Genomic DNA, 16,787 nt, shown 5'->3' with positions numbered 1-16,787 from the left:
TGACGCTACGCCCCGCCCGGCTGGAATGTCAACGCCTGTTGGCCTACAGTTGTTGGCATGAGGAGGTCTTCCGAGGAGACGAAGTCGGAGATCCTGGCCAGGGCCAGGGAGCGGTTCGCCGCGGACGGGTACGAGCGGGCCACCATCAGGGCCGTCGCCGCGGACGCGGGCATCGACCCGGCCCTGGTGATGCGCTACTTCGGCAGCAAGGAGCGGCTGTTCGCGGCGGCGTGCGCGTTCGACCTCCAGCTTCCCGACGTGCGCGCCGTCCCCCGCGACGGCGTCGGGGCGGCGCTGGCCCGCCACTTCCTGGAACGCTGGGAGGCCGACGAGACGCTGACGATCCTGCTGCGCACGGGCGTGACGAACCCGGCCGCCGCCGAGCGGATGCGGGAGGTCTACGCGTCGCAGCTCATGCCCGCGGCGGCGGCGGTGGCCGGGGACACGGCGCAGGCACAGGTGCGGGTGCGGGCCGGGCTGGCGGCCACGCAGGTGCTCGGCATGGCCCTGTGCCGGTACGTACTGAAATTTCCGCCTATATCGGCGATGAGCCGCGACGAGGCGATCCGCTGGATCGCCCCCACCCTCCAGCGCTACCTGGCGGGCGCCGCCTGACCCCGAGCCCGGGCGCCCAGCGGGCGAGGGACGGGCAGACCGGGCCAGGGGGCCGGGGCGGCACGGCCAGGGGGACGGGGCGGCCGGGTCAGGGGGCAGCCGGGTCAGGAGGCCGGGCGGCCGGGTCGGGAGGCCGGGCGCAGGTGGCGTTCCAACCAGGCGAAAGCGCGTTCCTGCATCGGGACGTCGAAGCTGTGCGGCGCGTCGGCGAAGACCGCCTCGTACCGGCCGGGCGCGTCGCGGTAGCGCCCGGCCACGATCTCGTGGGCGCGGCGCATCCCCTCGCGGGGGAACAGCTCGTCGCGCGTGGCGTACATGACCATGAGCGGGGCTGGGGCGCGGGAGGCGACCAGGTCGGGCCAGTCGCCCAGCCTGGGCAGGCCGGGCGGGAAGAGCATCCAGGTGTGTTTGCCGACGTACCCGCCGAGCAGGTCGCGGTAGGTGGAGACCATGGCGGCGACGACCACCGCGCGCACCTGCGGGTCGAACGCGCCGAGCAGGGCGGCGCGCAGGCCGCCGCCCGACAGCCCGACGCAGCCGACGGACGTCACGTCGGGGCGTGAGCGCAGGTAGGCCGCCGCCGCGAGGTCCTCCCCGGCGACGACGCCCGCGAAGGACGTGCCGAGCAGGGCGCAGTGCTTGGCCACCTCGTGCTCGTGCTCCCACGCGGCCAGGTCGTACCGGTCGGGCTCGCTCAACTCGGGGCGGGTGCCTTCGCTCGACCTGGGCGTCCCGTGCCGGTCGGCGGTGAGGGGGAAGCGGCGGCTGCCCCAGCTCAGGACGTCGTGCGCGAGCACGACGAAGCCCCTCCTGGCCAGCTCCGCGGCGTAGGCGCGTCCGCCGTAGATCTGGGAGCGCAGCCGCCGCACCTCGGGCGACGGCCCCTCGGGACCGTCGGCGATCTTCTCCTTGCCCACCCACTTCATGCCGGCGTGGCAGTGCAGGGCCACCACGCCGGGCAGCGGCCCGGCCGCCGCGCGCGGCCTGAGCAGGTACGCGCGGGTGCGCGGGCCGAAGCCCACCGACCAGGACAGCTCCTCACCTGCGAGGTCGCCGTCGGTCCACGCGCGCTCGACCCGTACGCCCCCGGCGGCCAGGTCGAGCACGCCGAGGACGTCCCTGGCCGCCGCCCGCAGCTCGGGCCCCGGTAGCCGGGGGAACAGGTCGCGCTGCGCGGCGGCGACCTCGGCCAGCTCGCCGAACAGGGAGCGAGCGAACACCGCCGGGTCGGCGGACGCGCCGCTCCCGGCGGGGGCGGGCCCCGGGCCCGCGGGGTCAGCGGACACGGGTGCCGCGGTCCGTCAGGCGCACCGGGACGCCGGTGGCGGCCGAGGTGTTGGCGGCGACCCCGGTGAGCACGCTGCGGATGCCGTCGAGGTAGCCGGCCTGGCGGCCCAGCGGGTCGTCGCCGGGGCCGCGGAAGACGTCGTCCAGCAGCAGCCGGTCGCCGCCGCCGTGGCCGCCCGCGCCCGTCTCGGTGGGGACCTCCTCCGGCTCGCGCCAGTGGCGCCGCAGGGTGAGCCGCTCCCAGGCGCCGGTGGCGTGCTCCTTGGACGCGGCGCTCGGGTCGATCGCGGCGTGCGGCGGGGTCCACTCCCGCTCGACCACTTCCAGCTCCAGCCGCCCGGCCGTGCCGTTGAACGCCACCCGGTACCCCTCGAACGGCGCGTACGCGTTCAGCGAGTACGTCAGCATGGCGCCCGTGTCGTACCTGACCAGCACCGCCATGGTGTCGTCGATGGTGATGCCCTCGCCGAAGACGTCCTGGTCCCTGATGTAGCCGTCCTCGTGCTCGGCGTCCAGGTAGAGGCGCTTGAGGCGCGGGTCGGCGGAGATGTCCAGGATGAACGGGTCGGTGCCGCGCCCGGGGGCGCCCTGGCCTCGGACGGGCCGCTCGCCGAGCCCGCGGGCGCGGGCGTTGGCGGCGCCGTAGAAGCGCAGCGCGGCCTGGGCCTGGACGGTCTCGGGCGCGGCGCCCAGCCACCAGTTGACCAGGTCGAAGTGGTGGGTGGACTTGTGCACGAGCAGGCCGCCGGAGCTGGCCCTGTCGCGGTGCCAGCGGCGGAAGTAGTCGGCGCCGTGGATGGTGTCGAGCGTCCACTCGAAGTGGACGGAGGTCACCTCGCCGATCTCCCCCGCCATGATGAGGCGGCGGACGGCGGAGTTGCGCGGCGCGTACCGGTAGTTGAACGTGACGATCAGCCTGCCGGTGCCGCGCTCGGCCGCCGCCGCGATGGCGGCGCAGCTCTCCGCGTCGACGGTGAGCGGCTTCTCCACGATGACGTCGAGGCCGGCGTCGAGGGCCTCGCACACGTACCCGGCGTGCGCGGCGTCGACGGTGGCGACGACGACGGCGTCGGCGAGCTCGAGCATCTTGCCGAACTCCGCGGGCGGGAAGCGCGGCACGTCCCGGCCGACGCGCTCGGCGTAGAAGTCCATCCGGGTCCGGTTGGCGTCGCACAGCGCGACGATGGACCCGGCGTCGCTCCACTCGCCGAGCAGCGCGTCGACGTACATCTGCGCGCGATGCCCGAGCCCGACGAACGCGTACCTCATGATTCTCCTGTCAGCCGGCGATGGCGGCGTTCGCCTCGGTGAGGAACTTCTGGGCGGCGTCGTCCGGCGTCATGCGACCGAACAGCACCTCCTCGGAGTAGCGCTTGAGGATGTCCTCGACGCCGCTCGCGCCCTTGGGCGGGACGACGGCGTCGACCAGCTCGGGCCGGATCTTGTCCATGAACTCGAGCGTCTTGACGTCCGCGGGCGGCAGCTTGCTCTTGACGGCCTCCAGCACCTTGGAGTTGACGGGCAGGCCGCGGTCGCTCAGCAGGATGGCGCCGGCGTCGGGGTCGTTCACCAGGAAGTCGATGAACTTGGCCGCCTCGGCCGCGTGCTCGGTCTTCGCCGAGGTCGTGTAGTACATGGCGGGCTGGAGGAACATGCCGGACGTGGTCGCGCCCTTGGCCTTGGGCAGCCGGTAGAGGGTCAGCTCCTGGCCCGACGCCTTGCTCAGCGTGCCGAGCTGGTTGCTCCACCACATGCCGAACGCGGCGGTGCCGGTGCCGAGCAGCGACTGGTCAGGGCTGTTGGCGTCGACCTCGGCGCTCTTGGCGGCGTCGGGCGAGCCCTTCGTCTGGATCAGCTTCTGGAAGTTGCCCCACCACGCCTTGAGGGTCTCGGGCGTCACGCCGATCTTGTTGCCGTCGAAGAACTTCTCGCCGCGCTGGGCGGCGAAGATGGTGAGGTAGGCGGAGTTGAAGGTGTACTGCGTGCCGTACACCTTGCCGCCGCTGCCCTCGGTGATCTTCGCGGCGAGGCCCAGGTAGTCGTCCCAGGTCCAGGTCGCGTCGTCGGGGGCCTTCTGCCCGGCCTTCTCGACGGCGGCGGTGTTGGCGACGAGGGCGAACGCGTTGGCGCCGCTGGGGACGGCGTACTGCTTGCCGTCGAGGGCGCCGGTGCCGAGCACCTTCGCGTCGAGGTCGCTGGTGGCGACCTTGCCGGCCAGGTCGGCGAGGATGCCGCGGCCGGCGTACTCGCGCAGGCCCTTGATCTCGATGGTCATCACGTCTGGGGCGTCGCCGCCGGCGACCTTGGTGGACAGCGACTCGTAGTAGCTGGACCAGTCGGAGAACTCGCCCTCGACGTCGATGGTCGGGTTCTTCTCCTCGAACTTCTTGATCACCTGCTCGGTGAGCTTCTGCCTGGAGTCGCTGCCCCAGTACGAGAAGCGGAGCTTGACCTTGCCGTCGGCGGAGTCGCCGCTCCCTCCGCCGCAGGCGGCGGTGGTGGCCAGCAACGCGGCGGACAGCAGGGCTCCGCCGACTCGCGCGGACCACATCTTCTTGCCAGAGCTCACGGCTCTACCTCCTGTACGTGTGTTGGGGGATGAGGAGGACTACTTGAGACCCGTGGTGGCCACACCACGGATGAGGTACTTCTGACCGGCCAGGAAGAAGCCGAAGATCGGGCCGAGGGCGACGATCGACATGGCGAACATCGGGCCCCAGGACGACTCGCCGCTGGAGTCGAGGAACGTCCGCAGCGCCACCGGGACGGTGAAGTTGTCGGGGTTGTTCAGGTACAGGAGCTGGCTGAGGAAGTCGTTCCACGTCCAGATGAACGTGAAGATCGCCGTGGTGGCCAGCGCGGGCAGGCACAGCGGCATGACGACCCGGTAGAAGGTGCGCCAGTAGCCGGCGCCGTCGATCTCGGCGGCCTCGTCGAGCTCGCGCGGCAGCGTGCGGATGAACTGGACCATGAGGAAGACGAAGAACGCGTCCGTGGCCAGGATCTTGGGCATGACCAGCGGCCAGATCGTGTTGATCAGGCCCAGCTTGGAGAACATGATGTACTGCGGCACGATCACGACGTGGTGCGGCAGCATGATCGTGCCCAGCATGACCGCGAACCAGAGCTTCTTCAGCGGGAAGCCGAGCCGGGCGAACGCGTACGCCGCGAGCGAGCAGGCGACCAGGTTGGCCACCACCGACAGGGCGGTGACCACCGCCGAGTTCCACAGGTAGTAGCCGAAGGGGTGCTTCAGCGCGGTCCAGCCGTCGACGTAGTTGTCCAGCGTCACCTCGCTGGGCCACAGGCCGGGCTGCCGGAAGATGAGCTCCTCCGGCTTCAGCGAGCTGGAGACCATCCACAGCAGCGGGTAGAGCATGACCAGGCCGAAGCCGATCAGCAGCAGGTGCTTGAGCAGGCGGCCGCCCTTGGGGAGCGGGCGGAACAGGACCGGGACCGGCCTACTTGGAGTCGCCATAGAAGACCCAATACTTGGAGGCGAGGAAGTTCACGCCGGTGAGGCCGGCGATGATCAGCAGCAGGACCCACGCCATGGCCGCGGCGTAGCCCATGTCGTAGTTCTTGAACCCCTTGAGGTAGAGGTAGAGCGTGTAGAACAGGGTGGAGTCGGCGGGGCCGCCGCTGCCGTTGCTCACGATGAAGGACTGCGTGAACGACTGGAACGACTTGATCACTTCGAGCACGAGGTTGAAGAAGATGATCGGCGTCAGCAGCGGCAGCGTGATCGAGCGGAACTGGCGCAGGCGTCCGGCGCCGTCCACGGAGGCGGCCTCGTAGTAGCTGCTGGGGATCTGCCTGAGCCCGGCCAGGAAGATGATCATGGGTGCGCCGAACGTCCAGACGTGCAGCAGGATCAGCGTGCCGAGCGCGTAGTCGGGGTCGCTCACCCAGCCGGGGCCCTGGATGCCGAAGACGCCGAGCACGGCGTTGACCAGGCCCTCCGCGCCGAAGACCTTGCGCCAGAGGATGGCGATCGCGACGCTGCCGCCCAGCAGCGAGGGCAGGTAGAAGATGGAGCGGTAGATCGGCAGGCCGCGCAGCCCCCTGTCGAGCACCAGCGCCAGCGCGAGCGCGAAGGCGAGCTGCAGCGGCACCGACACGACGACGTAGATCGTCGTGACCTTCAGCGAGGACACGAAGCGGGGGTCCTCGGTGAACATCTTGACGTAGTTGTCGAAGCCGACCCACTTGGCCTCCTCCAGGAGGCTGTAGTCGGTGAACGACAGGTAGAGCGAGGCGAGGATCGGGCCGATCGTGATGACGAACAGGCCGACGAACCAGGGCGCCAGGAAGAGGTAGGCGGCCCGCGCCTCACGGCGTTTGCGTTCGGTGGTGCGGCTTCCGCCGGTCACGGGCCCGGACGCCTTGGCCCTGCGTTCCACCGCCACCGTGTCAGCCATGACGGAACTCATTCGTCATCACGGACCTTCCGGCGAGATGTGAATGGATAGCGCTTTCCTATAGCCGCCGGGAAAGTTACGTCAACCCTTTGCAGGCGTTACATCACCGTAACCGATATATCGGTACGTCATTTTCCCAGCTACAGCACATGGAGGCAAGAGAGGTCCGACGATTATTGCTGCCGATTAGTACAAACGTTTGCAGCCAGAACGGTCACCGCGGCGGGGCCGTGGACTCCCTGACGACCAGGTGCGTCTCCAGCGACGTCGTGGCCGTGACCTCCTGGATGAGCAGGTCCACCGCGAGCCGCCCGGCCGCCGCCGCCGGCATGGCGACCGTCGTCAGCTTGGGCCGGTTCAGCCTGCCGGGGACGATGTCGTCGATGCCGACCACGCTGACGTCGCCGGGCACGGCGAGGCCGAGGTTGCCCAGGCCCTCGATGAGCCCGATCGCGACCAGGTCGTTGTACGCGAGCACGCCCGTCGCCCCGCAGTCGCGCACCGAGCGGGCCGCGGCGAGCCCGCCCCGCTCGGTGGGCACGTTCGGCCCGATGACGACCAGCTCCACCCCGGACACCCGCTCCGCCGCCTGCCTGATCTCGGCGCTCGTCCACGAGCCCGCGGGGCCCGCGACCAGCGCCACCTTCCTGTGGCCCAGCTCGGACAGGTGCTCGACCGCCGCCCGCGCGCCGTGCCCGACGTCCATGAGGACGGTGGCCGCGCCGCGCAGCCTCCGGTTGACGACGACGACCGGCACCCGCTCGGCCAGCCGCTCCAGCGCCCGGTTGGAGGCGCGGGGGCTGCACAGGACCAGGCCGTCGACCTGTTTGGAGAACGCCTGCACCAGCTCCTCCTCCACGGCCGGCTCCTCGTCGGTGTCGGCCACGAACAGGTGGTAGTCCCGCTGCCTGGCCGCCGAGTGGGCCGCCTTGATCAGTGGAGGGAAGAACGGGTTGGCGATGTCCGCCACGATCAGGCCCAGGTTGTGGGTGCGTCCCGTGGTGAGCGCCCGAGCCGCCCGGTTGGGACGGTACCCCAGCTCCTCGGCCACCGTCAGCACCCTGGTCCTGGTCGCCGCGTTGACCATGTGGGGCGCGGAGAACGTCCGCGACACGGTCGACACATGGACTCCCGACGCGCGTGCCACATCACGAATCGTCACTGTCACACTGCAGCACCTTAACGCAACCGCTTGCAGACGCGAGAGCCCCATCCAGCCCCACCCCTCACGCCGACCAGCGGAAACCAGCAGGTAGACGTGCTGTCTCCAAATCACCCCTTGACGTTCCGCCCGGTTGCCACAATGGTTTGATGCAACTGTTTGCAGTCCTAAGGAGTCCACCACGGTGAGCAGAGTGCTCGTCACCGGAAGCGCGGGACGCCTCGGCCGCAGCGTCGTCACCACGCTGGCCGCGTCCGGGTACGAGGTGATCGGCGTCGACAGCGCCCCAGGCACGCCGGAGGAGGCCGCCGCCACGCTGCCCGCCGACCTCACCGACCCCGGCCAGGCGTTCGAGGTGATCGCCAGGTTCCGGCCCCGGTCGGTGATCCACCTGGCCGCCATCGCCACCCCGTTCAGCCGCCCCGACTCGGTGATCTTCCAGGTCAACACCCGGCTCGCGTTCAACGTCTGCGAGGCGTCCGTGGCGCTCGGCGTGGCGGGCGTGGTCGTCGCGAGCAGCCCCACCGTGATCGGCTACGGCGCGCCCGGCGGCTGGACGCCGTCGTACCTGCCGATCGACGAGGAACACCCGGCGCTGCCGTGGAACGCCTACAGCCTGTCCAAACTGGTCGCCGAGGAGACCATGCGGACCTTCTCCCGCGCGGGCGCGACCAGGATGGCCGCCGTGCGGCCCTGCTTCGTCGTCTCCCCCGAGGAGTGGACCGGCGCCCCCACCCAGTCGGGGCACACGATCGTGGAACGCCTCGACCGTCCCGACATCGGCGGCGTCTCGCTGTTCAACTACATCGACGCCCGCGACGCCGCCGACCTGCTGGCCCTGCTCCTGGAGCGGCTGCCGGACCTGCCCGACGGCGAGGTGTTCTTCGCCGGGGCGGCGGACGCGCTGGCCAGGGAGCCGCTGGCCGACCTGTTGCCCCGCGTGGTGCCCGGCACCGAGGCGCTCGCCGCCCGCCTGACCGGCACCGCCCCCGCCTTCTCCGCCGCCAAGGCGGAGCGCCTGCTCGGCTGGCAGGCCAAGCGAAGCTGGCGTACCGAACTCAGCAAGGAATGCGCATGAATCTCAGCGGAGTGCTCTTCTTCCCCGTGACCCCCTTCGACGCCGCCGGCGGCCTGGCCGAGGACGCGCTGGCCGAGCACGTCGCGCGGGGCATGGCGCACGGGCCCGGCGGCGTGTTCGTCGCGTGCGGCACCGGCGAGTTCTCGGCGCTGTCCGAGGCCGAGCACGCGCGGGCCGTGCGCGTCGCGGTCGAGACGGTGGCCGGGCGGGTGCCGGTGTTCGCCGGCGCGGGCGGGCCGCTCGGCGCCGCGCTGAACCAGGCCAGGGCGGCGCGCGCCGCCGGCGCCGACGGCCTGCTGCTCATGCCGCCGTACCTGACGCAGGGGCCGAAGGACGGGTTCCGCGCCTACGTGGCCGCCGTCGCCGCCGAGCTGCCGGTCATCGTCTACCAGCGCGGCCCGGTGGTGCTGGAGCCCGACGACGTGCTGGCCCTGGCCGACCTGCCCGGCGTCGTCGGGCTGAAGGACGGCGTGGGCGACATCGACAGGATGCAGCGCACCGTCCTCGCCGTGCGCGAGAAGCACGAGGACTTCCTGTTCTTCAACGGCCTGCCGACGGCCGAGCTCACCATGCCCGCCTACCGCGGCATCGGCGTGGACCTGTACTCCAGCGCCGTGTTCGCGTTCGCCCCCGAGATCGCCACGGCGTACCTGAACGGCGACGAGCGGCTGATCAGCGAGTTCTACGCGCCGCTGGTGCGGCTGCGCGGCAAGGTGCCCGGCTACCCGGTGGCCCTGGTCAAGGCCGGGGTGCGGCTGCGCGGCCTGGACGTGGGCGCGGTCAGGCCGCCGCTCGTGGACCTCACCGGGGAGCACCTGGCCGAGCTTGGGGCGCTCATCGCGTCCGGGCTCGCCCTGGCGGCCGCATGAGCGCCGTACCCGCCGTCAAGGAGCTGCGCACCGAGCTGCGCAGCGTGCCGCTGCCCCGCCCCTGGGGCGCGGACGTGCCGTCCAACCACGTCGTCGTCTGCGACGTGACGCTCGACGACGGCCGCACCGGCACGGGGTTCGCGTGGACGCCGCAGATCGGCGCGCGCGCCGTCAAGGCGCTGCTCGACACCGACCTGCGTGAGGCGCTGATCGGGCTGCCCGCCCACCCCGAGGCGGTCTGGGACCGCCTGTGGCGGCACCTGCGCGAGGCGGGCCCCGGCGGGATCACCACGATCGCGCTGGCCGGGATCGACCTGGCGCTGTGGGACCTGCGCTGCGGCGGGCTCGCCCTGCCCGACGCGCTGGGCCGCCGCCGCGACGAGGTGCCGGTGTACGGCAGCGGCGTCAACCTGCACTACTCGCTGGAGGAGCTGGTCGAGCAGGCCCGGCGCTGGGTCGCGGCCGGCTGCTCCGGGGTCAAGATCAAGGTGGGGCGTCCCGACCTCGCCGAGGACGTCGCCCGGGTCGCCGCGGTGCGCGAGGCCATCGGCCCCGACCGGCTGCTCATGATCGACGCCAACCAGCGCTGGGACCTGCACAGGGCCAGGCGCGCGATCGGCGCGCTGCGCGAGTTCGGCCTGCACTGGGTCGAGGAGCCGCTGCCCGCCGACGACGTCGCCGCCCACGCGGAGCTGCGCCGCTCGATCGACGTGCCGGTCGCCGTCGGCGAGAACGTCTACACCGTCTACGGCTTCCGCGACCTGCTCACCGCGGGCGCGTGCGACGTCGTGCAGCCGAACGTGGTGCGGGTGGGCGGCGTCACGCCGTTCCTCCGCGTCGTGGAGCTGGCCAGGACGTTCGACGTGCCGGTGTACCCGCACCTGCTGGCCGAGGTGTCGGGCCAGCTCGCCCTGGCGCTGCCCCTGCCCGCCATGGTGGAGGACGTCGAGGACGCCTCGTTCGCTGCGCTCGGGCTGCTCGACGCGCCGTACCCGGTGGAGGTGTCGGGAGGCGTGCTGCGCGCGGGCGGGCACGCCGGGCTGGGGCTGAGGTGGTCGCGGTGAGACCGGTCAGAGTGGTGCTGGCGGGCGCGCACGGGCACGGCCGCCACCACCTGGGCGTCCTGCGCGGGCTGGCCGAGCGGGGGCTGGTGGAGCTGGCCGGGGTGTGCGACCCTCGGCCCGTCGCCCCCGAGGACCTGCCGGGCTCCCCCGCGCAGTCGGCCGACCTCGGCGCGCTGGTCGAGAAGACCGGCGCGGAGATCACCATCGTCTGCACGCCCATCCACACCCACGCCGACCTCGCGGTCGCGGCGCTGCGCGCCGGCTCGCACCTGCTGCTGGAGAAGCCGCCCGCGGCGAGCGCGGCGGCGCACGAGCGCATCGCCGCCGCCCTGGCGGAGACCGGGCTCGCCTGCCAGGTGGGCTTCCAGAGCCTCGGCTCTCCCGCGGTGCCCGCGCTGCGCGACCTGATCGCCTCCGGCGCGCTCGGGCGGGTGCGCGGCATCGGCGGCGCGGGCGCGTGGGAGCGGCCCTCCGGCTACTTCACCCGCTCGTCCTGGTCGGGACGGCGCCGCCTCGCGGACCCCGACGGCGAGGTGGACGTCGTGGACGGCGCGCTCACCAACCCGTTCGCGCACGCCGTCGCGACCGCGCTGGCGGTGGCCGGGGCCGAGCGGGCCGAGGCGATCGCCGGGGTCGAGACCGAGCTGTACCACGCCCACCCGATCGAGGCCGACGACACCTCGTGCGTACGGGTGCGGCTGGCCGACGGGCGCGTCATCACGGTCGCGGTGTCGCTGTGCGCGACGGAGCGCCACGAACCGTACCTGGTCGTGCACGGCGACGAGGGAAGGGCGACGTTCACGTACACGACGGACGAGCTGCGCGTCGAGCGGCCGGACGGCCGCGTCGAGACGACCGCGCACCCCCGCGCCGACCTGCTGGAGAACCTGGTCGCGCACGTCAGGCACGGCGAGCCGCTGCTGGTGCCGCTCGACCGCACCACCGGCTTCACCCGGGTGCTGGAGGCGGTGCGGCTGGCCCCGGAGCCGGTGCCGATCCCCGAACGGCACCAGGTCGTCCGGCGGGGCGACGACGGCGAGGTGGCCTGGCGGTTCCTGCCGGGCATCGACGGCCTGACGGCGCTCAGCGCGCAGGAGCTGGCGCTCTACTCCGAGCTCGGCGTGCCGTGGGCGGGCGTGGACCTGCTGGTCGGTGACACCTCCGTGGCCTCGTACGAGTGGCGGCCCGGCCTGCCGCCCGCCGACTCGCCCCGGCCGTACCTGCACCCGGTGCGCACGCTCGGCGGGGTCGAGGTGACGCAGTGCCGGCCGGACGACCACGTCCACCACCTCGGCGCGGGCGTCGCGATCGCCGACCTCGGCGGCGTCAACTTCTGGGGCGGCCGCACGTACGTCGAGGGCCGGGGCCCCACCTGGCTCGACGACCACGGGACGCAGCGGCACCTGGCGTTCCGCGATCTGACCGACGGCGGCTTCACCGAGCTGCTGGAGTGGACGGGCCCCGACGGCACGGCCCTCGCGCGGGAGGAGCGCGTGGTCGCCGCGCGGCAGGTCGGCGACGGCTGGGCGCTCGACCTCACGTTCACCCTGACGAACGTCACCGGCGCGCCGCTGGTGGTGCGGAGCTCCGCCACCAAGGGCCGCCCCGGCGCGGGCTACGGCGGCTTCTTCTGGCGCGCCCCCGGCACCTCGACGGCCAGGACGGCGTTCACCGCCGACGCCGACGGCGAGGAGGCGGCGCACGGCAGCCGCGGCCCGTGGGTCGCGCTGACCGGCACCACGCCGGAGGGCCGGGACTGGACGCTGGTGTTCGTCCAGGACGCGGGCGACGCCTGGTTCGTCCGGGTCGCGGAGTACCCGGGGGTCGGGCAGGCGCTGGCCTGGGACCGTCCGCTGGCCGTGACCGGCACGCTGGCCAGGCGGGTGGTCACGTACGTGGCGGACGGGCGGCTCGACGCCGCGGCCGTGCGGGAGCTGCTGCCCCGCCTCTACGATCGATGAGATCGATCACGGAGCCGGCCCGAGGAGCGTCATGGCGATCGACTTCAGCCTCGCCCCCGAACACGAGCTGATCCGCGCGCGGGTGCGCGCCTTCATCCAGGGCACGGTCGTCCCCGCCGTGTCCGGCGTGGAGGAGGGCGACAGGGACGCGTACCTGCGCGTGCTCCTCACGCTGAGGGAGCAGGCGAAGGCCGAGGGCCTGTGGCTGCCGCACATGCCGAAGGAGTGGGGCGGCATGGGGCTCGGCCACGTCGAGCTGGCCATGGTGCAGTCCGAGGCGGCGAGGACGCGGGTCGGCCCGTGGGTGCTCAACTGCATGGCGCCCGACGAGGGCAACATGCACACGCTGCTGCGCTGGGCCACCGACGAGCAGAAGGAGAAGTACCTGCGGCCCCTCGTGGAGGGCACGCGGATGTCCTGCTTCGCCATGACCGAGCCGGAGGTCGCCGGATCCGACCCCACGCTGATCCGCACCGTCGCCGTCAAGGACGGCGACGAGTGGGTCATCAACGGCCACAAATGGTTCATCTCCAACGCCCGCCGGGCGAACTTCGCCATCCTCATCGCCCGCACCGAGACCGACGTCCCCGAGGGCGCCCGCGGCGCCACCACCGCCTTCCTGGTGGACCTGCCCTCGCCCGGCTGGAACGACGTGCGCGAGGTCGAGACCATGCACGGCTCCACCGGGCACAGCGAGATCGTCATCGAGGACCTGCGGGTGCCCGACAGCCAGGTGCTGGGCGGGCGCGGCGACGGCCACCGGCTCGGGCAGCACCGCCTGGGCCCGGCCAGGCTGGCCCACTGCATGCGCTGGATCTCCCAGGCCGAGACCGCGCTCGACATGATGGTGGACCGCGCGCTGAACCGCTACAGCCACGGCTCGCTGCTGGCCGAGAAGCAGGGCGTCCAGTGGCTGATCGCCGACTCCGCCATGGAGCTGTACCAGTGCAAGCTGATGGTGCTGCACGCGGCGTACAAGATCGACCGGGGCGAGGACTTCCGCACCGAGGTGTCGATGGCCAAGCACTTCGTGGCCAACAGCCTGGGCCGCGTCATCGACCGGGCGATCCAGGTGCACGGCGCGCTCGGCTACTCCACCGACACGCCGCTGGCGCACATGTTCCAGCACGCCCGCTGGGCCCGTTTCGCCGACGGCGCCGACGAGATCCACCGGATGCGCATCGCGGAACGCGCCATCGCCGCCTACCGCGCCACCGGGTCCACCTCCGCCGCCACCGGCGGCCTGCCCGTCTGAGCGGAGGTGTTAAGCCGTCGCCGGCCTGGGCAGCCCGCTGGGCATGCCTGAAGAACGCAACGCCACACCGCCGCCCCAGCGGCAGCCGTACCCCGGCCGCACCGGTGAGATGGCCCCGGAGCCGCGCGACGAGATGCGCGGCTACCAGGGCAGGGGCCTGCTCGACGGCAAGCGGGCGCTGATCACCGGAGGCGACTCCGGCATCGGCAGGGCCGTCGCCGTGGCCTTCGCCAAGGAGGGCGCCGACGTCGCGATCGCCTACCTGACCGAGCACGAGGACGCCGCGCACACCGGCAAGCTCGTCGAGTCGGCCGGCCGCCGCTGCGTGCTCCTCCCCGGCGACCTGGCCGACCGCGACCACTGCGCCTCCGTGGTCGAGCAGGCCGTCTCCGAGCTGGGCGGGCTCGACGTCGTCGTCAACAACGTCGCCTACCAGGCGCCCGTGAACTCGCTGGAGGAGCTCACCGACGAGCAGTGGGAGCACACGTTCGCGGTCAACATCCACAGCTACTACCGGGTGACCAAGGCCGCGCTCCCCCACCTGCGGGAAGGCGGCGCCGTCATCAACACCTCCTCCATCAACGGGCTGCGCGGCAACAAGTCGCTCATCGACTACGCCGCCACCAAGGGCGCGATCAACGCCTTCACCTACTCGATGGCGCAGGCGCTGGTGGAGCGCGGCATCCGGGTGAACGCCGTCGCCCCCGGCCCCGTGTGGACGCCGCTCATCCCGGCCACCATGCCCGAGGAGAAGGTGGACGCGTTCGGTCAGCAGGTGCCGATGAAGCGGGCCGCCGACCCCGACGAGATCGCCCCGTCGTACGTGTTCTTCGCGGCGGAGCGCATGTCGTCGTACTACACGGGCGAGGTGCTCGCGCCGATCGGCGGGGAAACGCTGCCCGGCTGAGGGTGGCGTGATGCAGGATTCCCGTAGGAGCGCTTTCCCCGAAAGCGCGGGGACAGCCAGGAGCGCGGATTGATCAGCGTGTTGACCGGAGCGGGCATATCCACCGAGTCCGGCATCCCGGACTACCGTGGGCCACAGGGCCTGTGGCGCCGCGACCCCGACCACGAGAAGCTCGTCACGATCGACTACTACCTGACCGACCCGGACATCCGCCGCCGCTCCTGGGAGTACCGCAGGTCCAGCCCCGCCTGGACGGCGCGGCCCAACCCCGCCCACCGGGCGCTCGTCGAGCTGGAGCAGGCCGGGCTGCTCGACCGGCTCATCACCCAGAACGTCGACGGCCTGCACCAGAAGGCCGGCTCCGCCGCCGAGCGGGTGCTGGAGCTGCACGGCAACATGTTCGGCGTGGTGTGCGTCGGCTGCGGCGCCCGCTCCACCCTGCGGGAGGCGCTCGACCGCATCGACGCGGGCGAGCCCGACCCGGCGTGCGCCGCGTGCGGCGGCGTGCTGAAGACCACCACGGTGATGTTCGGCGAGATGCTCGACCAGGACACGATCGCGGCCGCGGTGCGGGCCGCCGAGCAGGCCGCGACGTTCGTCACCATCGGGACCTCCCTGCAGGTGCAGCCCGCCGCCTCGCTCGCCGCCGTCGCCGCCAGGTCCGGCGCCAGGCTCGTCGTCGTCAACGCCGAGCCCACCCCGTACGACGAGGTCGCCGACGAGGTCGTCCGCGAACCCATCGGCGCGGCCGTGCCCGCGCTCGTCGCCCGGCTGCTGAAGGACCGGGGGTGACGGCACCGGTGGAGGCGTACCAGCATCCGCGTTTCGCCAGGGCGTACCTGCGGGGCGTCGAGCTCGCCGACCGGCGCGGCGCCGCCGACCACCGCAGGCGGCTCCTGGAGGGGCTGTCCGGACGGGTGATCGAGGTCGGCGCGGGCAGCGGCGCGAACTTCCCGCACTACCCCGCGGCCGTCACCGAGGTCGTGGCCGTCGAACCCGACGACACCCTGCGCGCCCACGCCGAGCGGGAGGCCCGCCGGGCCCCGGTGCCCGTGTCGGTCGTGGCCGGGCACGCGGAGGAGCTGCCCGGCGGCGACGCCGCGTTCGACGCGGCCGTGGCCTCGCTGGTGCTGTGCAGCGTGCCGTCCCCGCCCGCCGCGCTCGCCGAGCTGGCCCGCGTGCTGCGGCCCGGCGGCGAGCTGCGCTTCTACGAGCACGTACGATCGGCGCGGGCGCTGCTCGGGCTGCTGGAGGACGCCGTCGTCCCGCTGTGGGCGCGGGCGGCGGGCGGCTGCCACCCGAACCGCGACACGCTGGCGGGCATCCAGGGGGCCGGGTTCGAGGTCGACGCGGTGGAGCGTTTCGCCTTCGCCCCCCAGCCGCTGATCCCGCCCCTCACCCACGTCCTCGGCCGCGCCCACCGCCCCTGAGCGCTCGCCTCCGACGGACTTGTGGGAACGCTCCCATGGAGCTTCGGCACAGCCCCGCAGGTTTGTCGATCACCTCCAGCGGTACCCTCCCCTATCAGGGGGACTATGAAGAAGATCGCGGTAATGACCGGACTCATCATGCTCGCCGGACTCGGAACGCTGGCCGGGCTCGGGGCGTCCGCCGCCTCGGGCGACGGCGTCGAACGGCGCGACGTCAGCAAGGAGCAGTACGCGACGCTGCTGGGGCAGTGCCGCTACGCCGACACGCAGAGCGCCAGGGAGCAGTGCCGTACGAACGTCCGCGAGACGTACCGCATCGGCCGCACCGACCGCGAGCTCGACTGCCGCACCTACTCGGGGGTCACCGTGTGCGGCACGCTCACCCTCGGCGCGTCCGAGCGCGCCTGCGTCCAGGACTCCGTCAGCAAGGGCCTCACCTACCGCCGAGCCGAAGTGGAGTGCTACGTGTACGAGTGACGGGCACCACCCGGGAACGTCCCGACCACCCGCCGAGAACCCCGAGAACCGGAACCCCCCGGCCCGCCCGTCACCCGCCATGCCCGCACCCCACGGCCGCGGAGGCCGTCTCCGCCGCGGCGCACGCCGTGCCGCCCGGGAACCTGGACGAGCCGGGCGGGCGGTGCGGCGGTTCTTCGGCGGGGGTGCCGTCGATCAGCGCAGGCGTCCGATCTTTATGCTTCTTCCCGTGGGAGTTGGAGGGCCGGCGCGGCAGGCGCG

The 16,787-nt window shown here is 72.5% G+C and carries 16 protein-coding genes; 10 read left to right on the top strand and 6 right to left on the bottom strand.

The genetic code is table 11. The features are described from left to right. Positions 1-57 precede the first annotated feature (57 nt). A complete protein-coding gene (locus BMX74_RS34115; protein ID WP_055506837.1) occupies positions 58-615 on the top strand; it encodes a TetR/AcrR family transcriptional regulator in 558 nt (185 codons plus the stop codon). Between the two features lie 104 nt (positions 616-719). Here the strand turns inward: BMX74_RS34115 and BMX74_RS34110 are convergent, their stop codons facing one another. From BMX74_RS34110 to BMX74_RS34085, 6 genes are all read right to left on the bottom strand, one after another. Continuing rightward, positions 720-1,901, bottom strand: a complete 1,182-nt coding sequence (locus BMX74_RS34110) for a dienelactone hydrolase family protein (protein ID WP_091104670.1) — start codon at positions 1,899-1,901, stop codon at positions 720-722. Then, the gene (locus BMX74_RS34105; RefSeq protein WP_091104668.1) at positions 1,891-3,171 is read right to left on the bottom strand and encodes a Gfo/Idh/MocA family protein; all 1,281 of its coding nucleotides are present in this window, start codon (positions 3,169-3,171) and stop codon (positions 1,891-1,893) included. Before BMX74_RS34105 ends, BMX74_RS34110 begins: the two co-directional genes overlap by 11 nt. A 10-nt stretch (positions 3,172-3,181) precedes the next feature. Next, positions 3,182-4,471: an extracellular solute-binding protein gene (locus BMX74_RS34100; protein ID WP_091104667.1), complete on the bottom strand. Its 1,290-nt coding sequence runs from the start codon at positions 4,469-4,471 to the stop codon at positions 3,182-3,184. Between the two features lie 39 nt (positions 4,472-4,510). Then, complete coding sequence (locus BMX74_RS34095; protein WP_091104665.1) at positions 4,511-5,380, bottom strand: carbohydrate ABC transporter permease; 870 nt, start codon at positions 5,378-5,380, stop codon at positions 4,511-4,513. Further along, on the bottom strand, positions 5,364-6,323 hold the full coding sequence (locus BMX74_RS34090; RefSeq protein ID WP_091104663.1) for a carbohydrate ABC transporter permease: 960 nt from the start codon (positions 6,321-6,323) through the stop codon (positions 5,364-5,366). Before BMX74_RS34090 ends, BMX74_RS34095 begins: the two co-directional genes overlap by 17 nt. Before the next feature lie 214 nt (positions 6,324-6,537). Next, positions 6,538-7,491 (bottom strand): LacI family DNA-binding transcriptional regulator, encoded by a 954-nt coding sequence (locus BMX74_RS34085; RefSeq protein ID WP_091104661.1) that lies wholly within the window; start codon positions 7,489-7,491, stop codon positions 6,538-6,540. A 178-nt stretch (positions 7,492-7,669) separates the two neighbouring features. On the opposite strand from BMX74_RS34085, the gene BMX74_RS34080 reads away from it, so the two are divergent. From BMX74_RS34080 to BMX74_RS34040, 9 genes are all read left to right on the top strand, one after another. After that, positions 7,670-8,563 (top strand): NAD-dependent epimerase/dehydratase family protein, encoded by an 894-nt coding sequence (locus BMX74_RS34080; RefSeq protein ID WP_091104660.1) that lies wholly within the window; start codon positions 7,670-7,672, stop codon positions 8,561-8,563. Then, a complete protein-coding gene (locus BMX74_RS34075; RefSeq protein WP_091104658.1) occupies positions 8,560-9,432 on the top strand; it encodes a 5-dehydro-4-deoxyglucarate dehydratase in 873 nt (290 codons plus the stop codon). The genes BMX74_RS34080 and BMX74_RS34075 overlap by 4 nt, the downstream gene beginning before the upstream one ends. Continuing rightward, entirely contained in the window at positions 9,429-10,496 is a 1,068-nt protein-coding gene (locus BMX74_RS34070; protein ID WP_091104657.1) for a mandelate racemase/muconate lactonizing enzyme family protein, read from the top strand. The genes BMX74_RS34075 and BMX74_RS34070 overlap by 4 nt, the downstream gene beginning before the upstream one ends. Beyond that, the gene (locus tag BMX74_RS46520) at positions 10,493-12,457 is read left to right on the top strand and encodes a DUF6807 family protein (RefSeq protein WP_091104655.1); all 1,965 of its coding nucleotides are present in this window, start codon (positions 10,493-10,495) and stop codon (positions 12,455-12,457) included. Before BMX74_RS34070 ends, BMX74_RS46520 begins: the two co-directional genes overlap by 4 nt. 31 nt (positions 12,458-12,488) lie before the next feature. Then, positions 12,489-13,712, top strand: coding sequence for an acyl-CoA dehydrogenase family protein (locus tag BMX74_RS34060; RefSeq protein ID WP_091104654.1), 1,224 nt, complete (start codon positions 12,489-12,491; stop codon positions 13,710-13,712). A gap of 43 nt (positions 13,713-13,755) precedes the next feature. Then, entirely contained in the window at positions 13,756-14,619 is an 864-nt protein-coding gene (locus BMX74_RS34055; RefSeq protein WP_055506827.1) for an SDR family oxidoreductase, read from the top strand. A 78-nt stretch (positions 14,620-14,697) separates the two neighbouring features. After that, positions 14,698-15,411: an SIR2 family NAD-dependent protein deacylase gene (locus BMX74_RS34050; protein ID WP_337959873.1), complete on the top strand. Its 714-nt coding sequence runs from the start codon at positions 14,698-14,700 to the stop codon at positions 15,409-15,411. Further along, a complete protein-coding gene (locus tag BMX74_RS34045) occupies positions 15,408-16,049 on the top strand; it encodes a class I SAM-dependent methyltransferase (protein WP_055506825.1) in 642 nt (213 codons plus the stop codon). Before BMX74_RS34050 ends, BMX74_RS34045 begins: the two co-directional genes overlap by 4 nt. Before the next feature lie 123 nt (positions 16,050-16,172). Further along, positions 16,173-16,526 (top strand): hypothetical protein, encoded by a 354-nt coding sequence (locus BMX74_RS34040; RefSeq protein ID WP_236715020.1) that lies wholly within the window; start codon positions 16,173-16,175, stop codon positions 16,524-16,526. Positions 16,527-16,787: the final 261 nt, after the last annotated feature.

It is taken from the genome of Nonomuraea pusilla (genome assembly GCF_900109355.1).
GTDB lineage: Bacteria > Actinomycetota > Actinomycetes > Streptosporangiales > Streptosporangiaceae > Nonomuraea > Nonomuraea pusilla.
The sequence above is the reverse complement of the archived record's forward strand: the minus strand, read 5'-3'. Positions and strand labels throughout refer to the sequence as shown.